At 53.7% G+C, this 25,158-nt stretch carries 24 protein-coding genes, 1 pseudogene and 1 other annotated feature; of the genes and pseudogenes, 18 read left to right on the forward strand and 7 right to left on the reverse strand.

All coding sequences use genetic code 11. The annotated features are described in order from the left end of the window. The first annotated feature begins 39 nt into the window (after positions 1-39). Positions 40-1,266: a DUF3748 domain-containing protein gene (locus ABU190_RS23315; RefSeq protein ID WP_354692501.1), complete on the forward strand. Its 1,227-nt coding sequence runs from the start codon at positions 40-42 to the stop codon at positions 1,264-1,266. Here the strand turns inward: ABU190_RS23315 and ABU190_RS23320 are convergent, their stop codons facing one another. Next, positions 1,267-1,599: a YceK/YidQ family lipoprotein gene (locus ABU190_RS23320; RefSeq protein WP_143348914.1), complete on the reverse strand. Its 333-nt coding sequence runs from the start codon at positions 1,597-1,599 to the stop codon at positions 1,267-1,269. 239 nt (positions 1,600-1,838) lie between these two features. Beyond that, positions 1,839-1,913: a sequence feature (ROSE (Repression Of Heat Shock gene Expression) occurs in the 5'-region of heat shock genes and acts as an RNA thermometer to modulate expression.), on the forward strand. Here ABU190_RS23320 and ibpA point away from each other — a divergent pair. The 3 genes from ibpA to ABU190_RS23335 all read left to right on the forward strand — a co-directional run bounded on the left by ibpA (position 1,907) and on the right by ABU190_RS23335 (position 4,706). Further along, the gene (gene ibpA, locus ABU190_RS23325; protein ID WP_039080040.1) at positions 1,907-2,320 is read left to right on the forward strand and encodes a small heat shock chaperone IbpA; all 414 of its coding nucleotides are present in this window, start codon (positions 1,907-1,909) and stop codon (positions 2,318-2,320) included. It overlaps the preceding feature by 7 nt. 87 nt (positions 2,321-2,407) lie before the next feature. Continuing rightward, positions 2,408-2,836: a small heat shock chaperone IbpB gene (gene ibpB / locus ABU190_RS23330; protein WP_039080041.1), complete on the forward strand. Its 429-nt coding sequence runs from the start codon at positions 2,408-2,410 to the stop codon at positions 2,834-2,836. A gap of 208 nt (positions 2,837-3,044) precedes the next feature. Then, positions 3,045-4,706 carry a putative transporter gene (locus ABU190_RS23335; RefSeq protein WP_039080042.1) on the forward strand — a complete coding sequence of 554 codons (1,662 nt, stop codon included), beginning with the start codon at positions 3,045-3,047 and terminating at the stop codon, positions 4,704-4,706. On the opposite strand, the gene ABU190_RS23340 is transcribed toward ABU190_RS23335, so the two are convergent. Beyond that, positions 4,703-5,419, reverse strand: a complete 717-nt coding sequence (locus tag ABU190_RS23340; RefSeq protein WP_039080043.1) for a GntR family transcriptional regulator — start codon at positions 5,417-5,419, stop codon at positions 4,703-4,705. The two genes, ABU190_RS23335 and ABU190_RS23340, sit on opposite strands and share 4 nt — an antisense overlap. A gap of 222 nt (positions 5,420-5,641) precedes the next feature. Between ABU190_RS23340 and ABU190_RS23345 the strand changes: the two genes are divergently transcribed. The 4 genes from ABU190_RS23345 (at position 5,642) to ABU190_RS23360 (ending at position 9,361) form a co-directional block, all read left to right on the forward strand. Continuing rightward, a complete protein-coding gene (locus tag ABU190_RS23345; RefSeq protein WP_354692502.1) occupies positions 5,642-7,264 on the forward strand; it encodes an alpha-glucoside-specific PTS transporter subunit IIBC in 1,623 nt (540 codons plus the stop codon). Then, positions 7,261-8,583 carry a 6-phospho-alpha-glucosidase gene (locus ABU190_RS23350; protein WP_039080045.1) on the forward strand — a complete coding sequence of 441 codons (1,323 nt, stop codon included), beginning with the start codon at positions 7,261-7,263 and terminating at the stop codon, positions 8,581-8,583. Before ABU190_RS23345 ends, ABU190_RS23350 begins: the two co-directional genes overlap by 4 nt. Positions 8,584-8,673: 90 nt before the next feature. Further along, a complete protein-coding gene (locus ABU190_RS23355) occupies positions 8,674-9,021 on the forward strand; it encodes a YidH family protein (RefSeq protein WP_039080046.1) in 348 nt (115 codons plus the stop codon). Then, a complete protein-coding gene (locus ABU190_RS23360; RefSeq protein WP_110295995.1) occupies positions 9,011-9,361 on the forward strand; it encodes a DUF202 domain-containing protein in 351 nt (116 codons plus the stop codon). The genes ABU190_RS23355 and ABU190_RS23360 overlap by 11 nt, the downstream gene beginning before the upstream one ends. 3 nt (positions 9,362-9,364) lie before the next feature. On the opposite strand, the gene dsdA is transcribed toward ABU190_RS23360, so the two are convergent. Continuing rightward, the gene (gene dsdA / locus ABU190_RS23365; RefSeq protein WP_354692503.1) at positions 9,365-10,699 is read right to left on the reverse strand and encodes a D-serine ammonia-lyase; all 1,335 of its coding nucleotides are present in this window, start codon (positions 10,697-10,699) and stop codon (positions 9,365-9,367) included. A 321-nt stretch (positions 10,700-11,020) separates the two neighbouring features. Between dsdA and ABU190_RS23370 the strand changes: the two are divergent. Further along, positions 11,021-11,686: pseudogene (locus ABU190_RS23370) on the forward strand (cellulase family glycosylhydrolase); the annotation flags it as partial. Between the two features lie 166 nt (positions 11,687-11,852). On the opposite strand, the gene emrD reads toward ABU190_RS23370, so the two are convergent. The 3 genes from emrD to tisB form a co-directional block, all read right to left on the reverse strand. Further along, positions 11,853-13,094, reverse strand: coding sequence for a multidrug efflux MFS transporter EmrD (gene emrD / locus ABU190_RS23375; protein WP_079496862.1), 1,242 nt, complete (start codon positions 13,092-13,094; stop codon positions 11,853-11,855). Positions 13,095-13,269: 175 nt separating this feature from the next. After that, positions 13,270-14,103, reverse strand: a complete 834-nt coding sequence (locus tag ABU190_RS23380; protein ID WP_039080050.1) for a DMT family transporter — start codon at positions 14,101-14,103, stop codon at positions 13,270-13,272. Positions 14,104-14,246: 143 nt separating this feature from the next. Then, the gene (gene tisB / locus ABU190_RS23385; RefSeq protein WP_064572414.1) at positions 14,247-14,336 is read right to left on the reverse strand and encodes a type I toxin-antitoxin system toxin TisB; all 90 of its coding nucleotides are present in this window, start codon (positions 14,334-14,336) and stop codon (positions 14,247-14,249) included. A gap of 607 nt (positions 14,337-14,943) precedes the next feature. Between tisB and fic the strand changes: the two genes are divergently transcribed. From fic to ilvN, 4 genes are all read left to right on the forward strand, one after another. After that, positions 14,944-16,023, forward strand: coding sequence for a protein adenylyltransferase Fic (fic, locus tag ABU190_RS23390; protein ID WP_354692508.1), 1,080 nt, complete (start codon positions 14,944-14,946; stop codon positions 16,021-16,023). 107 nt (positions 16,024-16,130) lie between these two features. Then, the gene (gene ivbL / locus ABU190_RS23395; protein ID WP_103281084.1) at positions 16,131-16,229 is read left to right on the forward strand and encodes an ilvB operon leader peptide IvbL; all 99 of its coding nucleotides are present in this window, start codon (positions 16,131-16,133) and stop codon (positions 16,227-16,229) included. A 103-nt stretch (positions 16,230-16,332) separates the two neighbouring features. After that, on the forward strand, positions 16,333-18,018 hold the full coding sequence (gene ilvB, locus ABU190_RS23400; protein ID WP_354692504.1) for an acetolactate synthase large subunit: 1,686 nt from the start codon (positions 16,333-16,335) through the stop codon (positions 18,016-18,018). Positions 18,019-18,021: 3 nt separating this feature from the next. After that, entirely contained in the window at positions 18,022-18,312 is a 291-nt protein-coding gene (gene ilvN / locus ABU190_RS23405; RefSeq protein WP_071195124.1) for an acetolactate synthase small subunit, read from the forward strand. Between the two features lie 17 nt (positions 18,313-18,329). Here ilvN and ABU190_RS23410 read toward each other — a convergent pair whose 3' ends face one another. Continuing rightward, positions 18,330-19,124 carry a DeoR family transcriptional regulator gene (locus ABU190_RS23410; RefSeq protein ID WP_039080053.1) on the reverse strand — a complete coding sequence of 265 codons (795 nt, stop codon included), beginning with the start codon at positions 19,122-19,124 and terminating at the stop codon, positions 18,330-18,332. 262 nt (positions 19,125-19,386) lie between these two features. On the opposite strand from ABU190_RS23410, the gene rbsK reads away from it, so the two are divergent. The 5 genes from rbsK to nepI all read left to right on the forward strand — a co-directional run bounded on the left by rbsK (position 19,387) and on the right by nepI (position 24,650). Beyond that, positions 19,387-20,307 carry a ribokinase gene (rbsK, locus tag ABU190_RS23415; protein ID WP_039080054.1) on the forward strand — a complete coding sequence of 307 codons (921 nt, stop codon included), beginning with the start codon at positions 19,387-19,389 and terminating at the stop codon, positions 20,305-20,307. Positions 20,308-20,397: 90 nt separating this feature from the next. Continuing rightward, a complete protein-coding gene (gene fucP / locus ABU190_RS23420) occupies positions 20,398-21,714 on the forward strand; it encodes an L-fucose:H+ symporter permease (protein WP_039080055.1) in 1,317 nt (438 codons plus the stop codon). Between the two features lie 11 nt (positions 21,715-21,725). Beyond that, a complete protein-coding gene (locus ABU190_RS23425) occupies positions 21,726-22,739 on the forward strand; it encodes an aldose 1-epimerase family protein (protein WP_354692505.1) in 1,014 nt (337 codons plus the stop codon). A 170-nt stretch (positions 22,740-22,909) separates the two neighbouring features. Next, the gene (locus ABU190_RS23430; protein WP_335254477.1) at positions 22,910-23,362 is read left to right on the forward strand and encodes a DUF1198 domain-containing protein; all 453 of its coding nucleotides are present in this window, start codon (positions 22,910-22,912) and stop codon (positions 23,360-23,362) included. Positions 23,363-23,468: 106 nt separating this feature from the next. Further along, entirely contained in the window at positions 23,469-24,650 is a 1,182-nt protein-coding gene (gene nepI, locus ABU190_RS23435) for a purine ribonucleoside efflux pump NepI (protein WP_071195120.1), read from the forward strand. The last annotated feature ends 508 nt before the right edge of the window (positions 24,651-25,158 follow it).

The following is a 25,158-nucleotide window of genomic DNA, read 5'->3' on the forward strand; positions in this document are numbered from 1 at the left end:
GCGCTACCCTGATGCCAAATAGGGCATCAGGGTATCCGCATGAAGCAAATCACTCGCGCGTCGCGCAACCATCAACTCACCAATATTCACACCTGGACACCGGACAGTCAGTGGCTGGTGTTTGATGTACGCCCCTCCGGCGCGTCTTTTACCGGTGAAACCATTGAACGCGTCAATATCCATACGGGCGCCGTTGAGGTTATCTATCAGGCGAAAGAGGGGGCACACGTTGGCGTAGTGACCGTTCATCCTCATGAAGAGAAATACGTTTTTATCCACGGCCCGGAAAACCCGGATGCTGACTGGCATTATGATTTTCACCATCGTCGCGGCGTCATCCACGCCGACGGAAAAACCGCCAATCTGGACGCGATGGACATCACCCCCCCTTTTACGCCGGGCGCGCTGCGCGGCGGTAGTCATGTGCATGTCTTTAGCCCCAACGGTGAGAACGTCAGTTTTACCTATAACGATCATGTTATGCATGAGCTGGACCCGGCTCAGGATTTGCGTAACGTCGGTGTCGCGGTACCTTTTGGCCCGGTACACCCCCCGCTCATACATCCACGCGAGTATGCGGGTAGCCACTGGAGCGTGTTGGTAAGCCGGACCACGCCAGCGCCTGTTCCCGGCAGCGATGAGATCAACCGTGCGTATGAAGAAGGTTGGGTGGGTAACGATAAGCTGGCCTTTATTGGCGATACGCTGTCATTAACAGGCGAGAAAGTGCCGGAGCTGTTTATCGTTGATCTGCCGAAAGCGGTGCAGGGTTGGAAGCAGCCAGGCGATACGCCGCTACAGGGTACGCCGACAAGCCTGCCTGCTCCACCCGCCGGGGTTTTGCAACGGCGCCTGACCTTTACCCATCAACGTGCCTTTCCTGGGCTGGTTAACGTACCGCGCCATTGGGTGCGCAGTAACCCGCAGGGCACTGCGATTGCGTTTTTAATGCGTGATGATGCGGGTATTGTCCAGTTTTGGCTGATCTCGCCACGGGGGGGCGAACCGCAGCAGTTAACCCACACGGAAACGGGCATTCAGTCTGCCTTTAACTGGCATCCTTCGGGGGCGGCGTTGGGCTTTGTGCTGGATAATCGTATCGCGTTGTGCGATGCCGCTTGCGGCAACATCACCTTTTTGACAACCGATCACGGCAATCCGCCGTCTGCAGACGCCGTCGTATTCTCGCCGGACGGTCGGTCTATCGCCTGGATGGAAGATATTGCGGGTTTCCGCCAGATCTGGGTGACGGAAACGGGTATGTAATTACTGCTTAGCCATGGGGGCGGGTGGAATCACATTGTCCGTCGCCATGGTGGCCTTTTCGCTTTTCTCAACGCGAGATTTAACGGAGCTGTCGGTGCGGAACATATCCCACGGCAGCAGTATTGTGTCCATGACCGCGGTAAAAGGCATATCCAGAACCACCAGGGATTTCATACCGATATTGGTGTCATCGTCGGATAACATCGTGGAGCTTGCTTTCATACCCGGATACAGGCCTTCCTTGCCCCCGGTATGCGACATCACGCTGGAGCAACCACTGAGTAACACCATTCCACTAAGCAGCGTCGAAATAAACAGAGTATTTTTCATCATTCATTAATCATCGTTATAGGCAGTATGAAGACTGCTGCTGGCGTTATATCTGTCCTGCGCCGAAATAAACAGCCTCCATGCTGCGCTCTGTGGCGACATTCGCACTTTCACCTTTTGTGCTGTGATCCCAGTCTATGCAAAGCGCGAGAAACTGCAAAAAAAAGTCAGAAAAAGACCCTTGAAAACATCAACGTCACCCCTATTTTAAGAATGTAGCCGGAAGACACGCCGGAAGGGTGTTGGGCTACCGCAGCCTGTCCATTGTGGAAGGCAAACGACAATCTCGCTGATTTCAGGAGCTTTATTTATGCGTAACTTCGATCTTTCTCCGCTTTATCGTTCAGCTATTGGTTTCGACCGTCTGTTCAACCTGCTGGAAAACAATCAAAACCAAAGCAACGGCGGCTATCCTCCGTACAACGTTGAATTAGTTGACGAAAACCATTATCGCATCGCGATCGCGGTAGCGGGGTTCGCGGAAAGCGAACTGGACATCACCGCGCAGGACAACCTGCTTATCGTGAAAGGCGCGCACGCGACCGAACAGAAAGAACGTACCTACCTCTACCAGGGCATCGCCGAACGTAACTTCGAGCGCAAATTCCAGCTTGCCGAAAACATTTATGTTAAAGGCGCAAATCTGGTGAATGGCCTGCTGTACGTTGATCTTGAACGCGTTATTCCGGAAGCAAAGAAACCGCGTCGCATTGAGATTAACTAATTACCTGAACTGAATGCTTGCCGTCAGGGAGCATATGCGAGCCACCGGCTTGCAGGAACTTACTCGCTTCTTAGAAGGAGAAATATCATGCGTAACTACGATTTATCCCCGCTGCTGCGTCAGTGGATCGGTTTTGACAAACTGGCTAACGCGCTGCAAAGCACCACTGAGCAACAGACATTCCCGCCCTATAACATTGAAAAGGGCGATGACAACCATTACCGCATTACGCTGGCTCTGGCCGGATTCAACCAGCAAGAGCTGGATATTCAACTGGAAGGCACCCGGTTAGTGATCAAAGGTTCGCCGGAAAAACCGGCCAATGAGCCTAAATGGTTGCACCAGGGGCTGGTTATCCAACCTTTTACCCTGAGCTTTACACTGGCAGAAAATATGGAAGTCTCTGGCGCGACCTTCGCTAACGGCTTACTCCATATTGATCTGACCCGTAACGTGCCGGAAGCCATTGCGCCACAACGGATCGCCATTAGCGAACGTCCTGCGCTAAACAGCTAATACCTGTTATGGCAGGTGCCCAAACCGGGCGCCTGCGCTCTTTCACATCGAGAGGGCGCAAACACCAAAACGGTCACCTCAGGGTGGCCGTTTTGCGTTTACTTTGCTGCCATTTCGGCGGGGCTTTTTTGTGCGCCAAAGCCCATACATCCTGCTATAGCTCTGAGAGAATCCTTGATAATTACAATGTTATTCACAGGGAGCCATCATGAGTGATATAGCGTTAACCGTAAGCATGCTGGCGCTGGTTGCGGTCGTCGGTTTGTGGATCGGCAATGTAAAAATACGCGGTGTGGGTTTTGGGATTGGTGGCGTGCTTTTCGGCGGTATTATCGTCGGCCATTTTGTTGATCAGGCTGGGATTACCCTGAGCAGCCCGATGCTGCATTTCGTGCAGGAGTTCGGCCTTATCCTCTTCGTCTATACCATCGGTATTCAGGTCGGGCCGGGCTTTTTTGCCTCGCTGCGCGTTTCCGGGCTACGCCTGAACCTGTTTGCCATTCTGATTGTGATACTTGGCGGCCTGGTCACCGCTATTTTGCACAAACTCTTCAATATTCCGCTGCCAGTCATTCTGGGGATTTTCTCTGGTGCGGTCACCAACACCCCGGCTCTTGGGGCCGGGCAGCAGATCCTGCATGACCTGGGAACACCGTCTAACGTTCTCGATCAGATGGGGATGAGCTATGCGATGGCCTACCCGTTTGGCATCTGCGGCATTTTACTGACCATGTGGCTGATTCGCGTCGGTTTTCGCATCAACGTTGAGCAGGAAGCGCAACTGCATGATGCGGGCGTTAGCTCGGGTAACTCGTTGATCAAGACCATCAATATTCGCGTGGAAAACCCGAACCTGAACAATATGGCGATTCAGGATGTGCCGATGCTGAACAGCGATAAAATCATCTGTTCGCGCCTGAAACGCGATGAATTGCTGATGGTACCTTCGCCGGGCACCATTATTCAGGTTGGCGACCTGTTGCACCTGGTTGGTCTGCCGAAAGACCTGCATAGCGCGCAACTGGTGATGGGCCAGGAGGTGGACACCTCGCTCTCAACGCGGGGGACCGACCTGCGCGTTGAGCGTGTGGTCGTCACCAACGAAAAAGTCCTTGGGAAACGCATCCGCGATCTGCATTTCAAAGAGCGCTATGACGTGGTGATTTCCCGTCTTAACCGCGCCGGTGTCGAACTGGTAGCCAGCAGTGATTCCAGCCTGCAATTCGGTGACATTCTCAACCTTGTCGGGCGTCAGGCGGCCATTGATGCGGTGGCTTCTGAGGTGGGGAACGCGCAGCACAAACTCCAGCAAGTCCAGATGTTGCCTGTCTTTATCGGTATTGGATTGGGGGTGTTGTTGGGGTCGATTCCCGTCTTTGTTCCCGGCTTTCCGGTGGCATTAAAACTGGGGCTCGCGGGCGGGCCGCTTATCATGGCGCTGATCCTTGGGCGTATCGGCAGCGTGGGTAAGCTCTACTGGTTCATGCCGCCCAGCGCCAACCTTGCTCTGCGTGAGCTGGGTATCGTGCTGTTCCTCGCGGTGGTTGGACTGAAATCTGGGGGTGATTTTATCGCGACGCTGACCCACGGCGATGGGTTTAACTGGATGTGCTACGGGATTTTTATTACCGCTATTCCCTTGCTGACCGTCGGGATTCTGGCGCGGTTGTTTGCGAAGATGAACTATCTGACCCTGTGCGGCATGTTGGCCGGTTCGATGACCGATCCCCCGGCGCTGGCTTTTGCCAACGGCCTGCATGCTACCAGCGGGGCCGCCGCGCTCTCGTATGCTACGGTTTATCCACTGGTGATGTTCTTACGTATCATCACGCCGCAATTGCTGGCCGTACTGTTCTGGGGCGTCAGTTAGCACTTTTCCGGGTGGATACGCCGCAGATGGTAGTCCACCTGGTAATCACGAGTATTACGGAACATAACGGAATAATTCAGGAACTCGCCGCTGTCACTGTAGGAAAGGGAAGTGATTCTCAGCAGCGGCGTCTGTTCCGGAACATTCAGATATCCTCCCAACGATTTATCTGCCAGCACGGGAGTCAGACTCTCATAATTACCGCTGATGGTTATCCCACACTCCTTCTCAATGTAATCAAATTTCGACCCCTCAAGATGCGCCAGTGACAGATTGCGAAACAGCTTCACGGGCATAAAGCTATCCTCCAGCATCAGGGGTTTCCCTTCCACATAACGCATCCGGCGTGAAAAGTAGATCCGCTCATCCACCTGAATCCGCAGCAGGCTGGCAATGGCTGGCGGCGCGGGCATCACCTCGAATTGCAGAACCTTACTCTGTACCTCTTTACCCTGCTGGCGCAGCACCTCCACCAGCCCGGTCAGATTGGTGGTTTCATGGTGCACATCCTTGCGTGCAACAAATGTCCCGCTGCCATGGCGGCGTTCAACCAGCCCCCAGCCCACCAGCAGATCTAACGCCTTGCGAATTGTCATTCGCGCCACGCCAAACTCTTGCGCCAGTGCTTTTTCTCCCGGAAGCGGGCTGCCGATATTGTAGTCCGACGAATTCAGCCGCAGCCGTAACCTGTCGGCGATGGATTTATAGATCACCAGTAGACCTCTCTGCCCTTATCAGGCCGTGGATGCGGTTATGACACGTCCATATTTATAACCAAAAGTAGACCTGAGAGGTCAAATTAAAACCATGAATGTGATCACGAATCGCAGCGGCACGCCATGTTCGCGTATGAGTAAATTCTTATGCTCACTCCAGGCCAGCAAAAAACCATAAAGGCCTCTACTCCCTACAGGTTGTTACGTGAGGATTTAAAAATGCTCAGTCAAATACAACGTTTTGGCGGTGCCATGTTTACCCCGGTATTACTGTTTCCGTTTGCCGGGATCGTGGTGGGAATCGCTATCATGCTTAGCAACCCGCTGTTTGTCGGCGAGGCCTTAACCGCCCCGGATAATCTGTTCGCTCAAATTGTTCACATCATTGAAGAGGGCGGCTGGGCTGTATTTCGCAATATGCCGCTGATTTTTGCCGTCGGTTTACCGATTGGCCTGGCGAAACAGGCGCAGGGCAGAGCCTGTCTCGCAGTGTTGATTAGTTTCCTGACCTGGAATTACTTCATCAACGCGATGGGGATGACCTGGGGGCATTTCTTTGGCGTTAACTTCTCAGCAGAACCCGTAGCCGGAAGCGGGCTGACGATGATCGCGGGTATCAAAACGCTCGATACCAGCATCATCGGGGCTATTATCATTTCAGGCATCGTTACCGCTATTCACAACCGCTTTTTCGACAAGCCGCTTCCGGTTTTCCTGGGGATTTTCCAGGGCACCTCGTTTGTCGTTATCCTCGCGTTTTTCGTGATGATCCCCTGCGCCTGGCTCACCCTGATGGGCTGGCCAAAAGTACAGATGGGCATCGAATCCCTGCAGGCTTTCTTACGCTCCGCTGGCGCGTTGGGCGTGTGGGTTTACACCTTCCTGGAACGTATTTTGATCCCCACCGGATTACACCACTTTGTCTACGGTCCGTTCATCTTTGGCCCGGCGGCGGTAGAAGGCGGTATCCAGGTCTACTGGGCGCAGCACCTGCAAGAATTCAGCCAGAGCACCTTGCCGCTGAAAACGCTGTTCCCGGAGGGCGGATTTGCGCTGCACGGCAACTCCAAAGTGTTCGGCTCAGTCGGGATTGCGCTGGCAATCTGGTATACGGCGTCAGCGGAAAACCGCGTTAAGGTCGCGGGCCTGCTGATTCCGGCCACGCTTACCGCCGTGCTGGTGGGCATTACTGAACCACTTGAATTCACTTTCCTGTTTATCTCGCCGCTGCTGTTTGCCATTCATGCCGTGCTGGCGGCATCAATGGCGACAACGATGTATGTTTTTGGCGTTGTGGGCAATATGGGCGGCGGACTGCTTGACCAGTTCCTGCCCCAGAACTGGATTCCGATGTTCCACAACCACGCCTCAATGGTCTTCACCCAGATTGGTATTGGCGTCTGCTTTACCGGTCTCTATTTCGTAGTTTTCAAAACGCTGATTGAACGACTGAACCTCAAAACCCCTGGTCGGGAAGAGAGCGAAATCAAACTCTACAGCAAGGCTGATTATAAAGCGGCGCGCGGGCAAACCACCGCACCGGCCGCAGCCAGCCAACAGATCGGTCAAGCCGCCGGATTCTTACAGGCTCTTGGCGGCGCGGCAAACATCGAAAGCATCAACAACTGCGCCACCCGCTTACGCATCGCGCTGGTTGATATGGCGCAAACCCAAAGCGATGAAGTCTTTAAAGCCCTGGGCGCACACGGTGTGGTGCGACGCGGCAACGGCATTCAGGTGATTGTCGGTCTGCATGTTCCCCAGGTGCGCGACCAGCTTGAATCGCTGATGAAAACCCCTTTAACGAACGAACAAACCACCATGACGGAGGCTGTATCATGAAAAAATTCTCAGTTGTCATTGCAGGCGGCGGTAGTACTTTTACTCCCGGTATTGTCCTGATGTTATTAGCTAACCGTGATCGCTTCCCGCTGCGCGCTCTGAAATTCTATGACAACGATGGCGCACGTCAGGAGACCATCGCGGAGGCGTGCAAAATCATCCTCAAAGAACAGGCGCCGGAGATTGCCTTTAGTTACACCACCGATCCGAAAGCGGCCTTTACCGATGTCGATTTTGTGATGGCGCATATCCGCGTGGGTAAATACCCGATGCGCGAAAAAGACGAGAAAATCCCGCTGCGCCATGGCGTGCTGGGCCAGGAAACCTGCGGACCGGGTGGAATTTCCTACGGTATGCGCTCTATCGGCGGTGTGCTGGAACTGGTGGACTATATGGAGCAGTATTCTCCGAATGCCTGGATGCTGAACTACTCCAACCCGGCGGCTATTGTCGCGGAGGCGACTCGCCGTCTGCGCCCGAACGCCAAAATTCTCAACATTTGCGATATGCCGATCGGCATTGAAGGACGTATGGCTCAGATTGTCGGACTGAAAAACCGCAAAGAGATGCGTGTGCGTTACTATGGTCTGAATCACTTTGGCTGGTGGACGTCGATTGAAGATCTAAACGGTAATGATTTGATGCCAAAGTTGCGGGAATATGTGGCGAAAAACGGTTATGTGCCGCCATCTGACAACGCCCATACAGAAGCCAGTTGGAATGATACCTTTGCTAAAGCAAAAGACGTGCAGGCGCTCGATCCCGATACCATGCCAAACACTTACCTGAAATATTATCTCTTTCCGGATTACGTGGTGGCGCACTCCAATCCAGAACGCACCCGTGCCAATGAAGTAATGGATCATCGTGAGAAGCATGTTTTCAGCGCTTGCCGGGCGATTATTGAAGCCGGTAAATCCTCCGCCGGGGAGCTGGAAATCGATGAGCATGCGTCGTATATCGTCGATCTGGCGACCGCGATTGCGTTCAATACCCAGGAGCGCATGTTGTTGATTGTGCCGAATAACGGCGCAATTCATAACTTTGATGCTGACGCGATGGTGGAAATCCCCTGCCTGGTCGGTCATAACGGCCCAGAGCCACTCACCGTGGGGGATATCCCACACTTCCAGAAAGGGTTGATGAGTCAGCAAGTGGCGGTGGAAAAACTGGTGGTGGATGCCTGGGAGCAGCGCTCGTATCAGAAATTATGGCAGGCGATCACGCTGTCCAAAACCGTACCGAGCGCCTCGGTTGCGAAAGCGATTCTGGATGACCTGATTGAAGCCAATAAAGAGTATTGGCCAGAACTACACTAATCTTCCCGACCGGCATCACCCGATGCCGGTTTTTTGTCCTTGTCGATTTACGCTATGCTGATGCCAGCCTGAGCATGACAAGGAGCCTTCATGAAAATTTCCCACCTCGGTGAAGCGCCGGATTACCGCTTTTCACTGGCCAATGAGCGCACTTTCCTGGCGTGGATACGCACCGCACTGGGCTTTCTGGCTGCAGGGGTCGGGCTTGATCAACTGGCGCCGGAGTTTGCCACGCCGCTGATTCGTCAGGTGCTGGCGCTGCTGCTCTGTCTGTTTGCTGGCGCGCTGGCGGTTTACGGCTATATGCGCTGGCTCCGCAATGAAAAAGCGATGCGCCTGAAAGAAGACCTGCCCTATACGCGAAGTCTGCTGGTGATAAGCGCCGTTCTGTTGACGGTGGCTACCGTGGTGATGGGACTGGTGCTGTATGGCGGATAACCGCAAGGCGCGCCGCGCGGCAGATCCAGGGCTACAGCCGGAGCGCACTTCGCTTGCCTGGCTGCGTACCTTTTTTGGCTATATTGCCCTGCTTGCCTTTGCGGTGAAGCACAACTGGCAGCACTCGGGGATCACCTTCTGGATCTCGCTGGTGGTGCTGCTGTTGGTCGGCGGTATGCTGTGGCGTTATACGCGCAAACGCACCCTGATGGATGTAGAAAGCAGCGATTTCGCAAAGCCTGGCGCGATCCGCGATAAGTTGCTGATTGCACTGGCTGTGCTCTCTCTTTCACTGCTATTTGGGCTAACGCATATCCGCCATATCCTGAATTCTCTGTAAGCGTCAGAGCTGCCGGGCTTTTGCCAGATACTGCGTCATCTCTTCTTCTGGCACCATGCCACCTCCGGTCGCCCAGACGATGTGGGTGGCGTTGTCTAACTGTTGCGCCGTAACCCGCTGTAAACACTGATATTCCTCGCTCGCGCAAACGCGCTGTGGCCCCGCCATTCCTGCCAGTGCGGAAGGCTCAAGGCGGATATTTTCTTCCTGCGCCAGCATACCGAGCAGGTCATACATCGTTTGATCGTCGAGCGTATAAAAGCCATCCAGCAGTCGTTGCATGGCGCGGCCCACAAACCCGGACGCTCTGCCTACCGCCAGGCCGTCTGCCGCAGTGACATTATCAATACCTAAATCCTGAACGGAAATAGCATCGTGCAGCCCGGTATACACCCCCAGCAGCATGCAGGGGGAATGGGTCGGCTCAGCAAAAAAGCAGTGCACGTTATCACCGAACGCCAGTTTCAGGCCGAAGGCCACACCGCCAGGACCGCCGCCCACACCGCACGGCAGATAGACAAACAGCGGGTTTTCGGCATCCACCACGCGGCCTTGCTCTTTAAGCTGCGTTTTCAGACGCTGCCCGGCAACTGCATAGCCCAGAAAAAGCGTGCGCGAATTTTCATCATCAATAAAGAAACAGTTTGGGTCGGACTGTGCTGCTTTGCGCCCCTGCTCTACGGCCACGCCGTAATCTTCCTCATATTCGACGACAATCACGCCGTGGCTGCGTAGTTTGGCTTTTTTCCAGGCGCGGGCGTCGGCAGACATATGTACCGTGACCTTAAAGCCGATACAGGCGCTCATAATGCCAATCGATAGCCCCAGATTACCGGTCGAGCCGACGGCAATGCTGTACTGGCTAAAGAACTGTTTGAATTCAGGGGAGAGCAGCACGCTGTAGTCATCGTCGATACTCAGCAAACCGGCTTCCAGCGCCAGTTTTTCCGCGTGGGCCAGCACTTCATAAATGCCGCCACGGGCTTTGATGGAGCCCGAGACCGGCAGATGGCTGTCTTTTTTCAGCAGCATTTCACCACTGATACGCTGTCCATATACTTTTTCCAGCCGCTTTTGCATCGCCGGAATGGCAACCAGTTCAGATTCAATGATGCCGCCAGAGGCTGCGGTTTCAGGGAAGGTCTTCGCCAGATAGGGCGCGAAACGGCTGAGACGTGCATGGGCATCCTCAACGTCCGCCTGCGTGAGGCCGACATAAGGCAGCCCCTGCTCAAGAGAGGTCGTGGCCGGGTTAAACCAGGTCGTTTCCTGCAAATCTATCAAGGCTTGTAGCTGTGGGAATGTCGCGATGAGTGTCTGTATTTGGTCAGGATTCATGTTAATTTCTGCACAATAAACGAAAGGTGTATGCTCTACAGTGGTCGATTTTTTTTATAAGCGCCAGCATCGACAACGTTTACGACGGTATATCCGGGCATAATCTTCATATTCTGTCGCATAACTGCGAATTTATTACGTTTATACGCTACGTATTCGGCGATAAATCATGCTAAATACATGTAATCACCACCGATTTTGGCAAGGTCAATTGTGTTAAAACCACTGTTAGCGATTGCTCTTCTTCTGGCGGGCATGCCTGCGTTTGCTGCTGATACGCCGCTTACGGCGACACGCTACGCTCAGGAACTGGGCGTGGGGATGGATGTCGACTGGGCGCGAACCGAGCGCGGTATCCGCGAGTTCGATCCGCTTATCGTCCGTGATTTCTATGCGGAGGGGATTCGCCACGTACGTATCCGGGTGGCCGATCCGTTAACCGAAGCCCGCCTCATTCACCTGCGTAAGCTGGTGGAGGCCTGCGAAAAATACGGTGTGATCCCGATAATCTCCTACCAGGCAGATACCTTTAAGGCTGAGCCGGTCGCAAAAAACGAAGCCCAACTGGTCGCCTGGTGGTCAACGATGGCGAACTACTTTGGCACCGAACATCCAATGCTGGGTTTCGACCTGATTTATGAGCCTTCGGATAAGCTCAATCACGATCTCTCTGCGCTTAACCGTGCGTATGAAAATATCATCAAGACCATCCACGACATCGATCCGCAGCGCATGATTTTTATTGCGCCGCGTCTGCGGGCCGCGCCTGAGGATTTAATGTCGTTGAAATTGCCAGGGCGTAGCCAGAACTACCTGCTGGCAGAGTGGCATATCTTCCCGTGGGGGCCACTGAAAAATAATGGCAAGTACCCGTGGACATCGGGTACGGCGGCTGAGAAAGCGGCAATCAGAGCACGCATTAACACCGCGGTGCATTGGCAGCAAAAAACCGGTCACGCAACCTGGGTTGGCGGCTGGTCGGTGGGTGAAACCATTAAAAGCCCGCCAGGTGAATCGCAACTGGCGTTCGCCGCGTTTATGGCCTGCGAACTGAATAAGGCGCAGATCCCCTTCGCCCTCAATGCGGATACGCAATTTTATGATGGCGAAGAGGGGGCGTGGCGTCCAACAACCGAACCGTTGCTGAAAGCGATTATTTCACCGGACTGTGAGAAGGCTGATGCGAAGCCGGATCGCCGGGAAGGGAAGCCGCCTGTTCATGTTCATGGCGCTTCTGGCGCAGCGCCAGCGGCAGCCAGCTCAGCACAATCAAAAGCCCTGCCAGCGTCATCAGCATCCCAAGGCTAAACTGGCTGGTCTGGGGAAGCTGAGCGGAAAACCAGGCAAGGGCGCCTGATCCCATATTTTGCATGCCGCCCACCAGCGCCCCCGCCGTGCCCGCCAGAAAAGGGAACGGCTCCATTGCGCCACTGGTCGCCAGTGGAAAGAGCATGCCCGCCCCGAAGAAGAACAGTGCGGCGGGAACCAGCAGCGTCCAGACCGTCATCACGCCAAACCAGCCGGGGATCCACATCATTACGCCTGCCAGTAGACAACTGGCGACCGCCTGCCACATCAATGTGGAGAAGCGCGCGTTTTGCCGCCCGGCGAACCAGGCACCGAAAAAGGCGGCCGGAATGGGCAGAATAAACAGGATACTGACCGCCATACTCGAAAGCCCAAGCGTAGCGCCCATCAGCACGCCTGAGCAGGCCTCAAACACCGCGATACCCGCCAGCCCGCCAATCAGCATCAGCAAATAGCAGTTAAACATGCCGTTACCCAACAGGGTTTTATAACGGGCAATCAGGCCCATTTTTACGGTACCGGTCGGGCGCGTTTCCGGCATCCATCGCGCCATGCTGTACGTGACGCCAGCACAGAGCACCAGCAGGAAAGCAAAACAGGCGCGCCAGCCCCAGAGGGTAGTCAGCAAGCCGCCAATCAACGGCGCAAGCAGCGGGCTTACCAGAATGCCCATATTCAGCAAACTGTTAGCGTGGCGTAATTCGGTGCCGGAATAGAGATCGCGCGGCAGGGTACGTGCCATGACGCCGCCGACGCCGGTCCCCATGCCCTGAAAGGCGCTGGCGACTATCAGCACGGTCAGGCTGTGGGTCGTGACAGCGACCAGTGTTGCCAGCATAAACACCGTTAAGCCGCAGAGGATCGCCGGACGGCGGCCAAAACGGTCGGCTAACGGGCCGTAAAAGAGTTGTGATACGCCATAGGTGAGCAGATAGGCGGCCATGACATTCTGCACCGCCCCTTCACGGGCACTGAGATCCTGCGCCATACCGGCAATCGCGGGAATATAAATGGTTTGCGCCATCTGTCCCACTGCCACCAACAGGACCAGCATCAAGAGTAAACTGACATTACGCTGTCTTTTCATTTCGCTGAATACGTTTTAAAAATAGATAAATAAAGAATATGGTGCTGCCATAACCGTAAAATGCGAGAGGAATCTACCACAGTAATGTGACACAACAAGATGCGGGGTCAGAAAGAGCGACCGCCGCCAGGCAGGATTTGTAAACAATCATCGGCAACATTTGTTGCCAGCGTGATCAGGACAGGCGCAGCAAAATAGCCCCCGCAGCGATGCCACAGGCGGCAACGATGCGTAATCCGGCAACCTTTTCTTTGAGCATTAAAAAGGCGAGCAGCGCGCCAAAGAGAATGGAGGTTTCACGCAGTGCGGCGACCACCGCCAGCGGTGCCTGCGTCATCGCCCATAGCGCCAGCCCGTACGAGCCCATGGTACCAATGCCGCCAGGCAGCCCTTTTTTCCAGTTATTCACCAGATAGTGAGAGACTTCACGGCGGCGAGCGATCATCGCCCAGGCCAACAGGCAAAAACCATTCATGAAAAAGGTCCAGAGGGTGTAACCGAACGCGCTACCCGCAAGGCGTACACCTGTACCGTCCACCAGCGTGTACCCGGCGATAAAACAGGAGTTCAGCAGCGCAAGCCAGATCCCACGCGTTGAGCTGTGTCGCCCGTTACAAGCCATGCCAAGAATGGACAGACAAATGACCGCGATACCGAGCCAGGCAAAGGTGGATAATGTATCCCCGAGGAACAGAACGCTGATCAGGGCTACCAGAAGTGGCGCGGTGCCGCGCATCAACGGGTAGGTCTGACTCATATCGGAAACTTGGTACGTTTTAGCGACCAGCACCGTATAGACAACCTGTAGCAGGCAGGAAACGGCGAGATAAGGCACGCTGGCAAGCGACGGCTGCGGTGAGAAGGGCAGCATGACCAGGGCGATTAAAGCCGCAGAGCCGCTGACGCAGATGGCGGAATAGAGTTTGTCGCTGCCCGCTTTAACAATCGCGTTCCAGCTCGCATGTAGAAGTGCGGCAAACAGCAGAATACAAAAAACAGTAACAGTCATGAGTATGCAGTGTCAGTGGGCGGCGTAAAAACGTACCATGAAAGCATTGATCGGAGCGACTATTCTGTGCGGTGACGAAGACAGCCTGCGTTTATTAAAGAGGGGCGGCTGCCCGCCCCTCTTAGGTACGACTTGAACCTGAATTACCGCAGTAATTTCAGGACAGCTTCAAGCAGTTGCAGCAAGGCAACTATGAGTTTCAGGATAAGGATAACCATATCCATTTCGCCCATACGTTTCTCCTTTGGCAAGGAGCACGACCGGCTGGCGTACCTTTCCGCTGCCTGTAACCAGCCGTTTTGTTGGCGTAACACAGTGTGCTCTCAAGGGGTTAAGGCACTGACGGCACCACCCGTTTCAGCCAGGACTTTATGTGCGCCCGTATCATAGCGGTCCCCTCATACACCGTGGTCGGCAAGATCATTATAAATTCATACTGTAAATATATACAGTGATTTCTGGACGAAATTTGCATCCTGTTTCATACTCAAACTGCTCGTAGTGTGTGCATAATTTGCGCGCAGGATTAATTGATCGTATAGTTTCACTGTTGACGTAACACAGTGTGCTTGCGGCCACCAACTGCAAAAACCTGCTAAAAACCTCGCTCCGGCGGGGGATAACGGACGGCATTCTCTGCTGTCCGTTTTTATTTTGTGCCATGCACCTCTCTCCACACGATTCCGATGGCTCCTTTTTCATATCAGCACATGCCTTTCTCTGTTATTTAACAGGTCGTTTATATGCTTATAAAATTCGGTTTTTTAAACATATGGTCGTGACATGTCGTTGCTATCGACATATTATGAATATATGTCGATAAAATGGGATTTTTTAAACATGTCATGGATGCCCGAACGCTCATATAACCAGCTTCCGCCACTCCCACCTGATACAGCGCTCGTCGAGACGCGTAAGGTACTGAAAGCTTGCATTAAGGCACGAGCTGCTTTAGCTGAACTGAATACATCTGGCGAACTGCTGCCCGATCAAAGGCTATTGATAAACTTGCTGCCAATGCTGGAAGCGAAAGATTCCTCTCGCATTGAAAATATTGTCACAACCAGCGATCAGCTTTTCCAATACGCCGATCGTATGGAAGGTGCTGACCCTGCAACAAAAGAAGCGTTACGTTATCGCACTGCGCTGTATAAAGGCGTTAATCTTTTACAGGACTACCCGCTGTGTTCTGGCACAGCTATGGAAATCTGCACAACGCTGAGAGCCATTGAAACTGACGTGAGAAAAACGCCAGGCACAGTGCTGCGCGATCAAAATAAGAACGTGGTATACACCCCACCTGATGGCGAAACGTTAATTCGTGACCTGTTATCTAATTGGGAACACTTCATCCATTCAGATATTGATTTAGATCCTTTGATAAAAATGGCCGTAGCCCATTATCAATTTGAATGCATTCACCCCTTCTCCGACGGAAATGGTCGTACGGGCCGCATCCTGAATATCCTCTATTTAATGGACTGTGGCGTGTTGTCGCAACCGATTCTCTATCTGTCTCGCTTTATCCTGGAAAGGCGGAGCGATTACTACACCTTGCTTCGTAACGTTACGGCTAAGAATGATTGGGAGCCCTGGGTTCTCTTTATGCTGGAAGCCGTGGAAGACACGGCAAAATGGACGACTGAAAAAATCGCTGCTCTGCGGAAATTAATAGAAGAAACAGCAGTATGGATCCGTGAAAAGCTGCCCAAAATCTATACGTGGGAGCTTAACCAAACGCTATTTTCTCAGCCCTATTGTCGCATTGAAAACCTGGTCGATAATGGGATTGCAAAGCGGCAGACGGCCTCAATTTACCTTAAGTCACTTGTTGAGATAGGTGTACTGGAAGAAAAAATTGCCGGGCGTGAAAAACTGTACCTCAATACACGCCTTTTGCAGGAACTGAACAGCCAATAGAAACGTGATCTTCGGCTCATTTTTGCGCTGATGAATAATTTTCCATTGTTTCATTTCGCGAGCTGTGTTTGTATAAATCCTGTTAATTATTCAAACACGAGTCCCCAATGAACGCTTCCACTATGACGATGAACCTACTAAAAACCGCGCATAACGCCGCGGTGGTCGTCGTGCGTGTGGTGGTGGTCGTCGGCAATGCGCCGTAGGGACTGGAACAACACACGATTCCAAAACCCCGCCGGCGCAAACCGGCGGGGTTTTTCGTTCAAAGCCTCCCGGAAAGTCGGCCCAGAAGAAAAGGACTGGAGCATGGCAAGTTCGGGCACAACACAAACGACACGCTTTACCGGCGCACAATTGATCGTTCATTTACTGGAGCGCCAGGGCATTACCACGGTAGCAGGTATTCCTGGCGGGACCGTTCTCCCACTGTATGACGCATTAAGTCAGAGCACGCAAATTCGCCACGTCCTGGCACGCCACGAGCAAGGCGCCGGGTTTATCGCCCAGGGCATGGCCCGTACCGAAGGCAAACCCGCCGTCTGTATGGCCTGTAGCGGGCCAGGCGCCACCAACCTGGTGACCGCCATCGCCGATGCGCGTCTCGATTCCATTCCGCTGGTATGTATCACCGGCCAGGTGCCTGCCTCCATGATCGGCACCGATGCGTTCCAGGAAGTCGACACTTACGGTATCTCTATCCCCATCACTAAGCACAATTACCTGGTTCGGGATATCGCCGAACTTCCACAGGTGATGAGCGACGCGTTTCGCATTGCGCAATCTGGTCGTCCCGGCCCGGTGTGGATAGATATTCCTAAAGATGTTCAGACCGCGACCATCGAGCTGAGTGAGTTGCCGGAGCCAGGCGGTAGAGCGCCAGCTCCGGCGTTTGACGCGAAAAGTGTGCAGGAAGCGGCGGCGATGATTAATGCCGCACAGCGTCCGGTGCTGTACCTGGGCGGCGGGGTGATTAACGCGCCGGAACAGGTGCGCGCCCTGGCGGAAAAAGCGAATCTGCCGACCACCATGACCTTGATGGCGCTGGGCATGTTGCCAAAAGCGCATCCGCTGTCGCTGGGGATGTTGGGTATGCACGGCGCGCGTAGTACCAATTTTATTCTGCAAGAGTCTGATTTGCTGGTTGTTCTTGGAGCACGTTTTGATGACCGGGCGATTGGTAAAACCGAGCAGTTCTGCCCGAATGCGAAAATCATTCATGTGGATATCGACCGCGCCGAACTGGGTAAAATCAAACAACCGCACGTTGCCATTCAGGGCGATGTGGGTGAAGTGCTGGCACAGTTGCTGCCGCAAATTGACGCGCAGCCGCGTGAGGAGTGGCGTGGTCTGGTGGCGCAATTACAGCAGGAATTCCCGTCTGCCATTCCGCAGGGCGGTGACCCGCTGACCCATTACGGCCTGATCAATGCCGTTGCCGCCTGCGTCGATGACGAGGCGATCATCTCCACCGACGTGGGCCAGCATCAGATGTGGACCGCACAGGCCTATCCGCTCAATCGACCACGTCAGTGGCTGACCTCCGGCGGGCTGGGCACTATGGGCTTCGGCCTGCCTGCGGCGGTAGGTGCTGCGCTGGCGAACCCGCAACGCAAAGTGATCTGCTTCTCCGGAGACGGTAGCCTGATGATGAACATTCAGGAGATGGCCACCGCCGCAGAAAATAATCTGGATGTAAAAATCATTCTGATGAACAACGAAGCGTTAGGTCTGGTGCATCAACAGCAGAGCCTGTTTTACAAGCAGGGTGTGTTCGCGGCGACGTATCCGGGAATGATTAATTTTATGCAGATTGCCGCCGGTTTTGGCCTGCAAACCTGTGATCTCAACAGCGAGGCTGACCCGCATGCCGCGCTGCAGGAGATCATTGCTCGCCCTGGTCCGGCGCTCATCCACGTGCGCATCGACGCCGAAGAAAAAGTGTATCCGATGGTGCCGCCAGGTGCGGCAAATACTGAGATGGTGGGGGAATAAGCCATGCAACAGACAGTTTCTGACAACGTAATTCTCGAACTCACCGTGCGTAACCATCCGGGTGTGATGACCCACGTCTGCGGCCTGTTTGCCCGCCGCGCGTTTAACGTGGAAGGCATTCTCTGTTTGCCGATCAAAGACAGCGAGCAGAGTCGCATCTGGCTACTGGTGAATGACGATCAGCGTCTGGAGCAGATGATTAGCCAGATTGAGAAGCTGGAAGACGTAGTACAGGTCGTGCGTAACCAGTCTTCACCAGGGATGTTCAACAAACTGGCCGTGTTCTTCGAGTAAGGCGACACCAGGCTCGCTTAGCGGGCCTGATCGTTTTCTGAGTCCGGTGTAATCACTTTCACAAACCCGTTACGGCAATGGGTCGGGTAATCCGCCGGTAATGGACGGTCGCTAATTAACACATCAAACCCGGACAGCGGCGCAATGCTCGCCGGGGCGACCTCATCAAACAGGGCATGGCGTGCCAGCAGAATTTTGCGCATGCCGTGCTCCATCGCCTTTCGCTTCATGGGCAAATCATCCAGGTTAAACCAGGTTACGCCGTGGTGTTCGTGCACGCCGCTGGCGGAAATAAACACTTTTCGCGGGTTTAATGAATCTAACAGCGAGGGATTATTCGGATCGTAAAAGGCATCGCTTTTGGCGCGCCAGGTGCCACCGCAGAGCATAGCCGTTGCGTTAGGCTTGGCGGTAAGCGCGACAAATACCTGATGGGAATAGCAGATGCCCGTAAAGGTAATGTCATCCGGGATCATGCTGATAACCAGCGGCATTTCCGGCCCATTATCAAAAAAGACCAAATCGTTCTCGCTCACCAGTCCGGCGGCAAGGATGGCGACAGGTAAATCATCACGATGGTGGGGGCGTAGGGTAGGTTGGGGTGCGGCGATGGGGGCGGATGGTTTGTTCACCATCACGATATAGCCACCCAACAGCGCTAACGGCAGCGGTTCGTCGTCCTGACTAAAGTCCCTGCGAATGGTCATGACAGACACTTCCAGCATACGCGCGGCATCTTTTAAGTGGATCCGGTCGGTCTTTTTCAGTAACTCCACCAGACGTCGGATACGTTCTTTTTGCTTCGTTTCCACTCTCTTTCTCCGCTCTGCTTTGGTCTGCTGTGTTTCTAAAGTAACATTTTCCATCAATCAGGAACACGTAATGATATCAACACTATAATCCTGTTACCCGGCAAATAAAAGTGATGTGGCGCGGTATGTCAGGGATTTTGCAGTGTTGGAGGGTAACAAATGTGATTCTCTAATCGCGATCATGGTCACAAATGGTACTAAAATAACATGTTAATGTTACTAAAATATCATTGTTATGTGATTGTTTCTGAGAGGTAGCAAAATGGATATCGCAGTCATCGGCTCCAATATGGTGGATCTCATCACCTATACCAACCAGATGCCGAAAGAGGGAGAAACCCTTGAAGCCCCTGCCTTCAAAATCGGTTGCGGTGGTAAAGGCGCGAATCAGGCGGTGGCCGCCGCTAAAATGAATTCGAAAGTGATGATGTTGACCAAAGTGGGTGATGATATCTTTGCGGACAATACCATCCGTAATCTGGAGTCCTGGGGAATTAACACCACCTATGTGGAAAAAGTCCCCTGTACCAGCAGCGGCGTCGCGCCGATTTTTGTCAATCCCAACTCCAGCAACAGTATTTTAATTATTAAAGGCGCAAACAAGTTTCTCTCTCCGGAAGATATCGATCGTGCTGCCGAAGATTTGAAAAAATGCCAGTTAATTGTCCTGCAACTGGAGGTACAATTAGAAACGGTATATCACGCCATCGAATTTGGTAAAAAGCACGGTATTAAGGTGTTATTAAATCCTGCCCCCGCACTGCGTGAACTGGATATGACCTACGCCTGTAAATGTGATTTCTTTATTCCCAATGAGACCGAACTTGAAATTCTGACCGGCATGCCGGTCGACACCTACGATAATATTCGTACGGCGGCGCGGAGCCTGATTGATAATGGCCTTAATAATATTATCGTGACCATGGGTGAAAAGGGTGCTCTGTGGATGACCCGCGAGCGCGAAGTTCACGTTCCGGCGCATAAGGTCAACGCCATTGATACCAGTGGCGCGGGCGATGCCTTTATCGGCTGTTTTGCCCACTACTATGTCCAGGGCGGCGATGTCGAAGCGGCGATGAAAAAAGCCGCGCTGTTCGCTGCTTTTAGTGTGACCGGCAAAGGCACACAATCGTCTTACCCCAGCATTGAACAATTTAATGAGTACCTGGCTTTACATGAATAATAACCGCTGAGTTTATTCTGTAGCAGGCGCATTGCCGCCTGCTGTCCGGAATAAGACAGTGATAAACCCTGCACATTGAAAGGTAGCACTATGAACGAAAAAAATATCGTTCAGATGCCCGATGGGTATTTGAATAAAACCCCTTTGTTCCAGTTTATTTTGTTATCCTGTTTATTCCCGTTATGGGGATGCGCCGCTGCGTTAAATGATATTCTCATTACGCAATTTAAAAGTGTGTTCTCATTAAGTAACTTTGCCTCTGCGTTAGTGCAGAGTGCGTTTTATGGCGGCTATTTTTTAATTGCGATCCCGGCTTCTCTGGTTATTAAAAAGAGCAGCTATAAAATTGCGATATTAATCGGGCTGACTCTTTATATCGTCGGCTGTTCACTGTTCTTCCCGGCCTCGCATATGGCGACCTATACCATGTTCCTGGCGGCGATATTTGCCATCGCCATTGGGCTGAGTTTTCTTGAAACCGCGGCCAATACGTACAGTTCGATGCTGGGGCCCAAATCACATGCAACTCTGCGCCTGAACATCAGCCAGACCTTCTACCCGATTGGCGCGGCGGCGGGCATTTTGCTCGGTAAGTACCTGGTTTTCTCCGAAGGTGAGAGTCTGCAAAAGCAGATGACCGGGATGACACCCGAGCAGATTCATAATTTTAAAGTGTTGATGCTCGAAAACACCCTTGAGCCCTATAAATACATGATTATGGTGCTGGTGGTTGTCATGGCGCTGTTTATGTTCACCCGCTTCCCGAAATGCAAAGTGGCGCAAACGGAGACCCATAAACGCCCGACCGCTATGGAAACACTGCGTTATCTGGCACAGAATGCCCGTTTTCGCCGTGGTATTGTCGCGCAATTCTTGTATGTCGGCATGCAGGTGGCGGTGTGGTCGTTCACCATTCGTCTGGCACTGGAACTGGGTGATATCAACGAACGCGATGCGTCAAACTTTATGGTCTATAGCTTCGCCTGCTTCTTTATTGGCAAGTTCGTCGCCAACATTCTGATGACGCGGTTTAACCCGGCCAAAGTGTTAATCCTCTATTCTGTGATTGGCGCCCTGTTCCTGGCATACGTGGCGCTGGCCCCCAGCTTTAGCGCGGTGTACGTGGCGGTGGCAGTCAGTATCCTGTTTGGACCATGCTGGGCGACCATCTATGCCGGCACGCTGGATACCGTGGATAACGAACATACGGAGATGGCAGGCGCGGTAATTGTGATGGCGATTGTAGGCGCGGCGGTGGTCCCGGCGATTCAGGGCTATGTGGCAGATATGTTCCATTCGCTGCAACTGTCGTTCCTCGTTTCCATGCTGTGCTTTGTCTACGTTGGCGTCTATTTCTGGCGCGAAAGTCGAGTGCGTCGCGAACTGACCGAAGCGACCGCTTCCTGAGGAGAGGGACGATGGCAACACGATTGACTCTGTGGCGTGAGCTGTTCACCCAACAGCCGCGTACCTTACTGGAAAACAGCGATTTTACCGTCACCGCGTTCCGCTACCCGAGCGGCGTGGAGGCTGTACGGCTGGAGAACGCCCGTGGGCACCTGGTCGTACTGCCCTGGCTTGGACAGATGATCTGGGATGCGACCTTCGACGGGCACGACCTGACGATGCGTAACATGTTCAGCCAGCCCAAACCGGCGAATGTGATTGTTGAAACATACGGCTGTTTTGCTTTTCATTCCGGGCTGCTGGCGAACGGCTGTCCGTCAGCGGAAGATACTCACGCGCTGCACGGCGAAATGGCCTGCGCCACGATGGATGAGGCGTGGCTGGAGCTTGACGGCGACGCGCTGCGTCTGGGCGGGCGCTATGAGTATGTGATGGGTTTTGGCGATCACTACCTTGCACAACCGTCGGTCACGCTGCATAAAGCGAGCGCGCTGTTTGATATCGCCATGGATGTTACCAATCTGGCGTCGGTGCCGATGCCGCTGCAGTACATGTGCCATATGAATTACGCCTATGTTCCGCAGGCGACATTTAGCCAGAACATTCCGGATGAAGCGTTAATGCTGCGCGAATCCATCCCGGCGCATGTGAAACCGACGGAGCAGTGGCTGGCATTCAATCGCCGCGTACAGCAGGGCGAAGCGACGGTCACTGCGCTGACGGAGCCGGAATTCTACGATCCGGAAATCGTCTTCTTTGCCGACAGGCTTGACCGCCACACGGATAAGCCTGAATTTTGTATGCATGCACCTGATGGCACCACCTTTGTGACGCGTTTTTCCAGTGAGCAGTTTAATTACGTCACGCGCTGGATCCTTTACAACGGCGATCAGCAGGTCGCGGCGTTTGCCCTTCCGGCAACCTGTCGCCCCGAGGGGTTTCTTGCTGCGAAGCGTAGCGGCAGTTTACTCAGCCTTGCGCCACAGCAAACCCGCCATTTTAGCGTCACCACGGGCATTGCCTGATGGCCTTACCTGAGCCCGGTTCGCCGGGCTTTGCTGTGTGTTCTCATCAATAAAATCAGCCATCTGCGTGATCCCGTGCACTACGAAAAACCAGTAAGCTCACGCTTCGACTGTCCATTTTGTGCATTTTGACTTTATGATGTGCCTCCTGAGATGTGGCGGGAGCTTTCATGATTTGGTTAACACTGACGACACTGGTTGTGGTTTTTATTATTGGTTTCAGGGTATTAACGTCTGACTCACGTCGCGCGATCCGCCGGTTGAGTGAACGGCTGTCAATCACGCCGGTGCCGGTGGAAACCATGATTGATCAGATGGGAAAAAGCGCAGGGGCGGAGTTTATTCAGTATCTGGCTCGCCCGGATGAAGCACATCTGCAAAATGCCGCCCAGATGCTCTTTATCTGGCAGGTTTTTATTGTCGATGGCAGTGAACAGCATCTGCAATCCTGGCATCGCATTTTGCAAAAGGCCCGGCTGGCCGCGCCCATTACCGATGCGCAAGTCCGTCTCGCGCTGGGCTTTTTACGCGAACTCGAGCCGGATGTTGCTGAGCTTAATGCCTTCCAGATGCGCTATAACACCTTGTTTGCCCCTGAGGAAGGGGTGCACTGGTTACACTGATCTTACTGTCCGACGGTGTAAATGGTTGCGTAAATGTTAAATGAATCACACTGTTGTTTGTTACACTACACGGCTTTCACAATAAAACATGAAGCCGGGTGTAAAAATGATGGAAATGCAGCGGACGCAGCCTGCAACAGGCGGCGTAAGTCGCCCAAACTGGTCGGCGGTATTTGCCGTCGCCTTCTGTGTGGCGTGCCTGATCACCGTGGAGTTTCTGCCGGTGAGTCTGTTGACGCCCATGGCGCAGGATTTGGGCGTGTCGGAAGGTGTTGCCGGTCAATCGGTGACGGTAACGGCATTTGTCGCCATGTTCGCCAGCCTGTTTATCACCCATATCATCGGCAAAACGGACCGCCGTCTGGTGGTTATTGCCTTTTCCGTGTTGCTGACGCTCTCGTGTCTGCTGGTCTCGTTTGCCAATAATTTTACCTTGCTGCTGCTCGGGCGTGCTTGCCTTGGGTTAGCGCTGGGCGGTTTTTGGGCGATGTCTGCCTCCCTGACTATGCGACTGGTGCCTGCCCGCACTATTCCGAAGGCGCTGTCGGTCATCTTCGGTGCGGTCTCCATTGCGTTGGTGATTGCGGCGCCGTTAGGCAGTTTTCTCGGCGGGATCATTGGCTGGCGGCATGTTTTTAACGGCGCAGCGCTGATGGGGTTCGTCTGTATTGGCTGGGTGTGGATGGCGCTGCCGTCGATGCCGGGACAGACGGAACATCATCAGAATATGTTTGGTTTGTTGAAGCGCCCTGGCGTGCTGGCCGGGATGCTGGCGATTTTTATGGCTTTCGCCGGGCAGTTCTCGTTTTTCACCTACATTCGTCCGATCTTTATGACCCTCGCCGGCTTTGATGTTGATGGCCTGACGCTGGTGTTATTGAGCTTTGGTATTGCCAGCTTTGTGGGTACTTCGCTTTCCTCACATATCTTAAAGCGCTCGGTAAAACTGGCGCTGGCCTGTGCGCCGCTGATCCTTGCGGTGAGTGCGCTGGTGCTGATTTTGTGGGGCAGTAATAAAGTGGTTGCTGCGGGGATTGCCATCGTCTGGGGATTATCGTTCGCACTGGTGCCGGTGGGTTGGTCGACGTGGATCACCCGCTCGCTTGCCGATCAGGCGGAAAAGGCGGGGTCGATTCAGGTAGCAGTTATTCAACTGGCAAATACCTGCGGCGCGGCGGTTGGCGGCTATGCGCTGGACAACCTGGGCCTGCTTTCACCGCTGGTGCTGTCCGGGGCGCTGATGCTACTTACCGCGCTGCTGGTGGCAGGAAAAGTGAAGGTGAAGTGATTTTCCTCTCACTCTTATCCGGGTTACGAATTGACCCTCTCCCTATGGGGCTGAGGAATCCCCACAAAAATGCGAGCACGATCGGTCCCCTCTCCTCTTTGGGGAGAGGGTTAGGGTGAGGGGGGAAAATGCGGCTCTGATGGTCATTCCGTTCACCTTATGTTCCTTGCTTTTCTGTCGCGACAGAACCCGTGAACGTGCCAGGGTGGCTCACCGCCACCACCCTGGCGACCCGGGCTCCCGGCCAGGAAAATCGCCGCTGGCGCGGTCCATGATGCTTATGTCGTCTGACTTTCGGGTCGGGGACCAGCCTGCGTCCTTGCAGGCTATCCCCTCCGCCCGCTTCCCTGCGGGCGGCCCCGGTCAGCCGCCAACGCCTCCTCGATTTTCAGCCGGACCCTGTCATCGCTGTCACTGTTTTATTCTTATTAAGCGGCGTTGTCGCTGTAAAAGGTAAGATTACTGGGGATTCCTCAGCCCTATGGGGTGAGGGGGAAAATGCAGCCCG

Origin of the sequence: Phytobacter sp. RSE-02 (assembly GCF_040578655.1) — a bacterium.
Lineage (GTDB): Bacteria > Pseudomonadota > Gammaproteobacteria > Enterobacterales > Enterobacteriaceae > Phytobacter > Phytobacter diazotrophicus.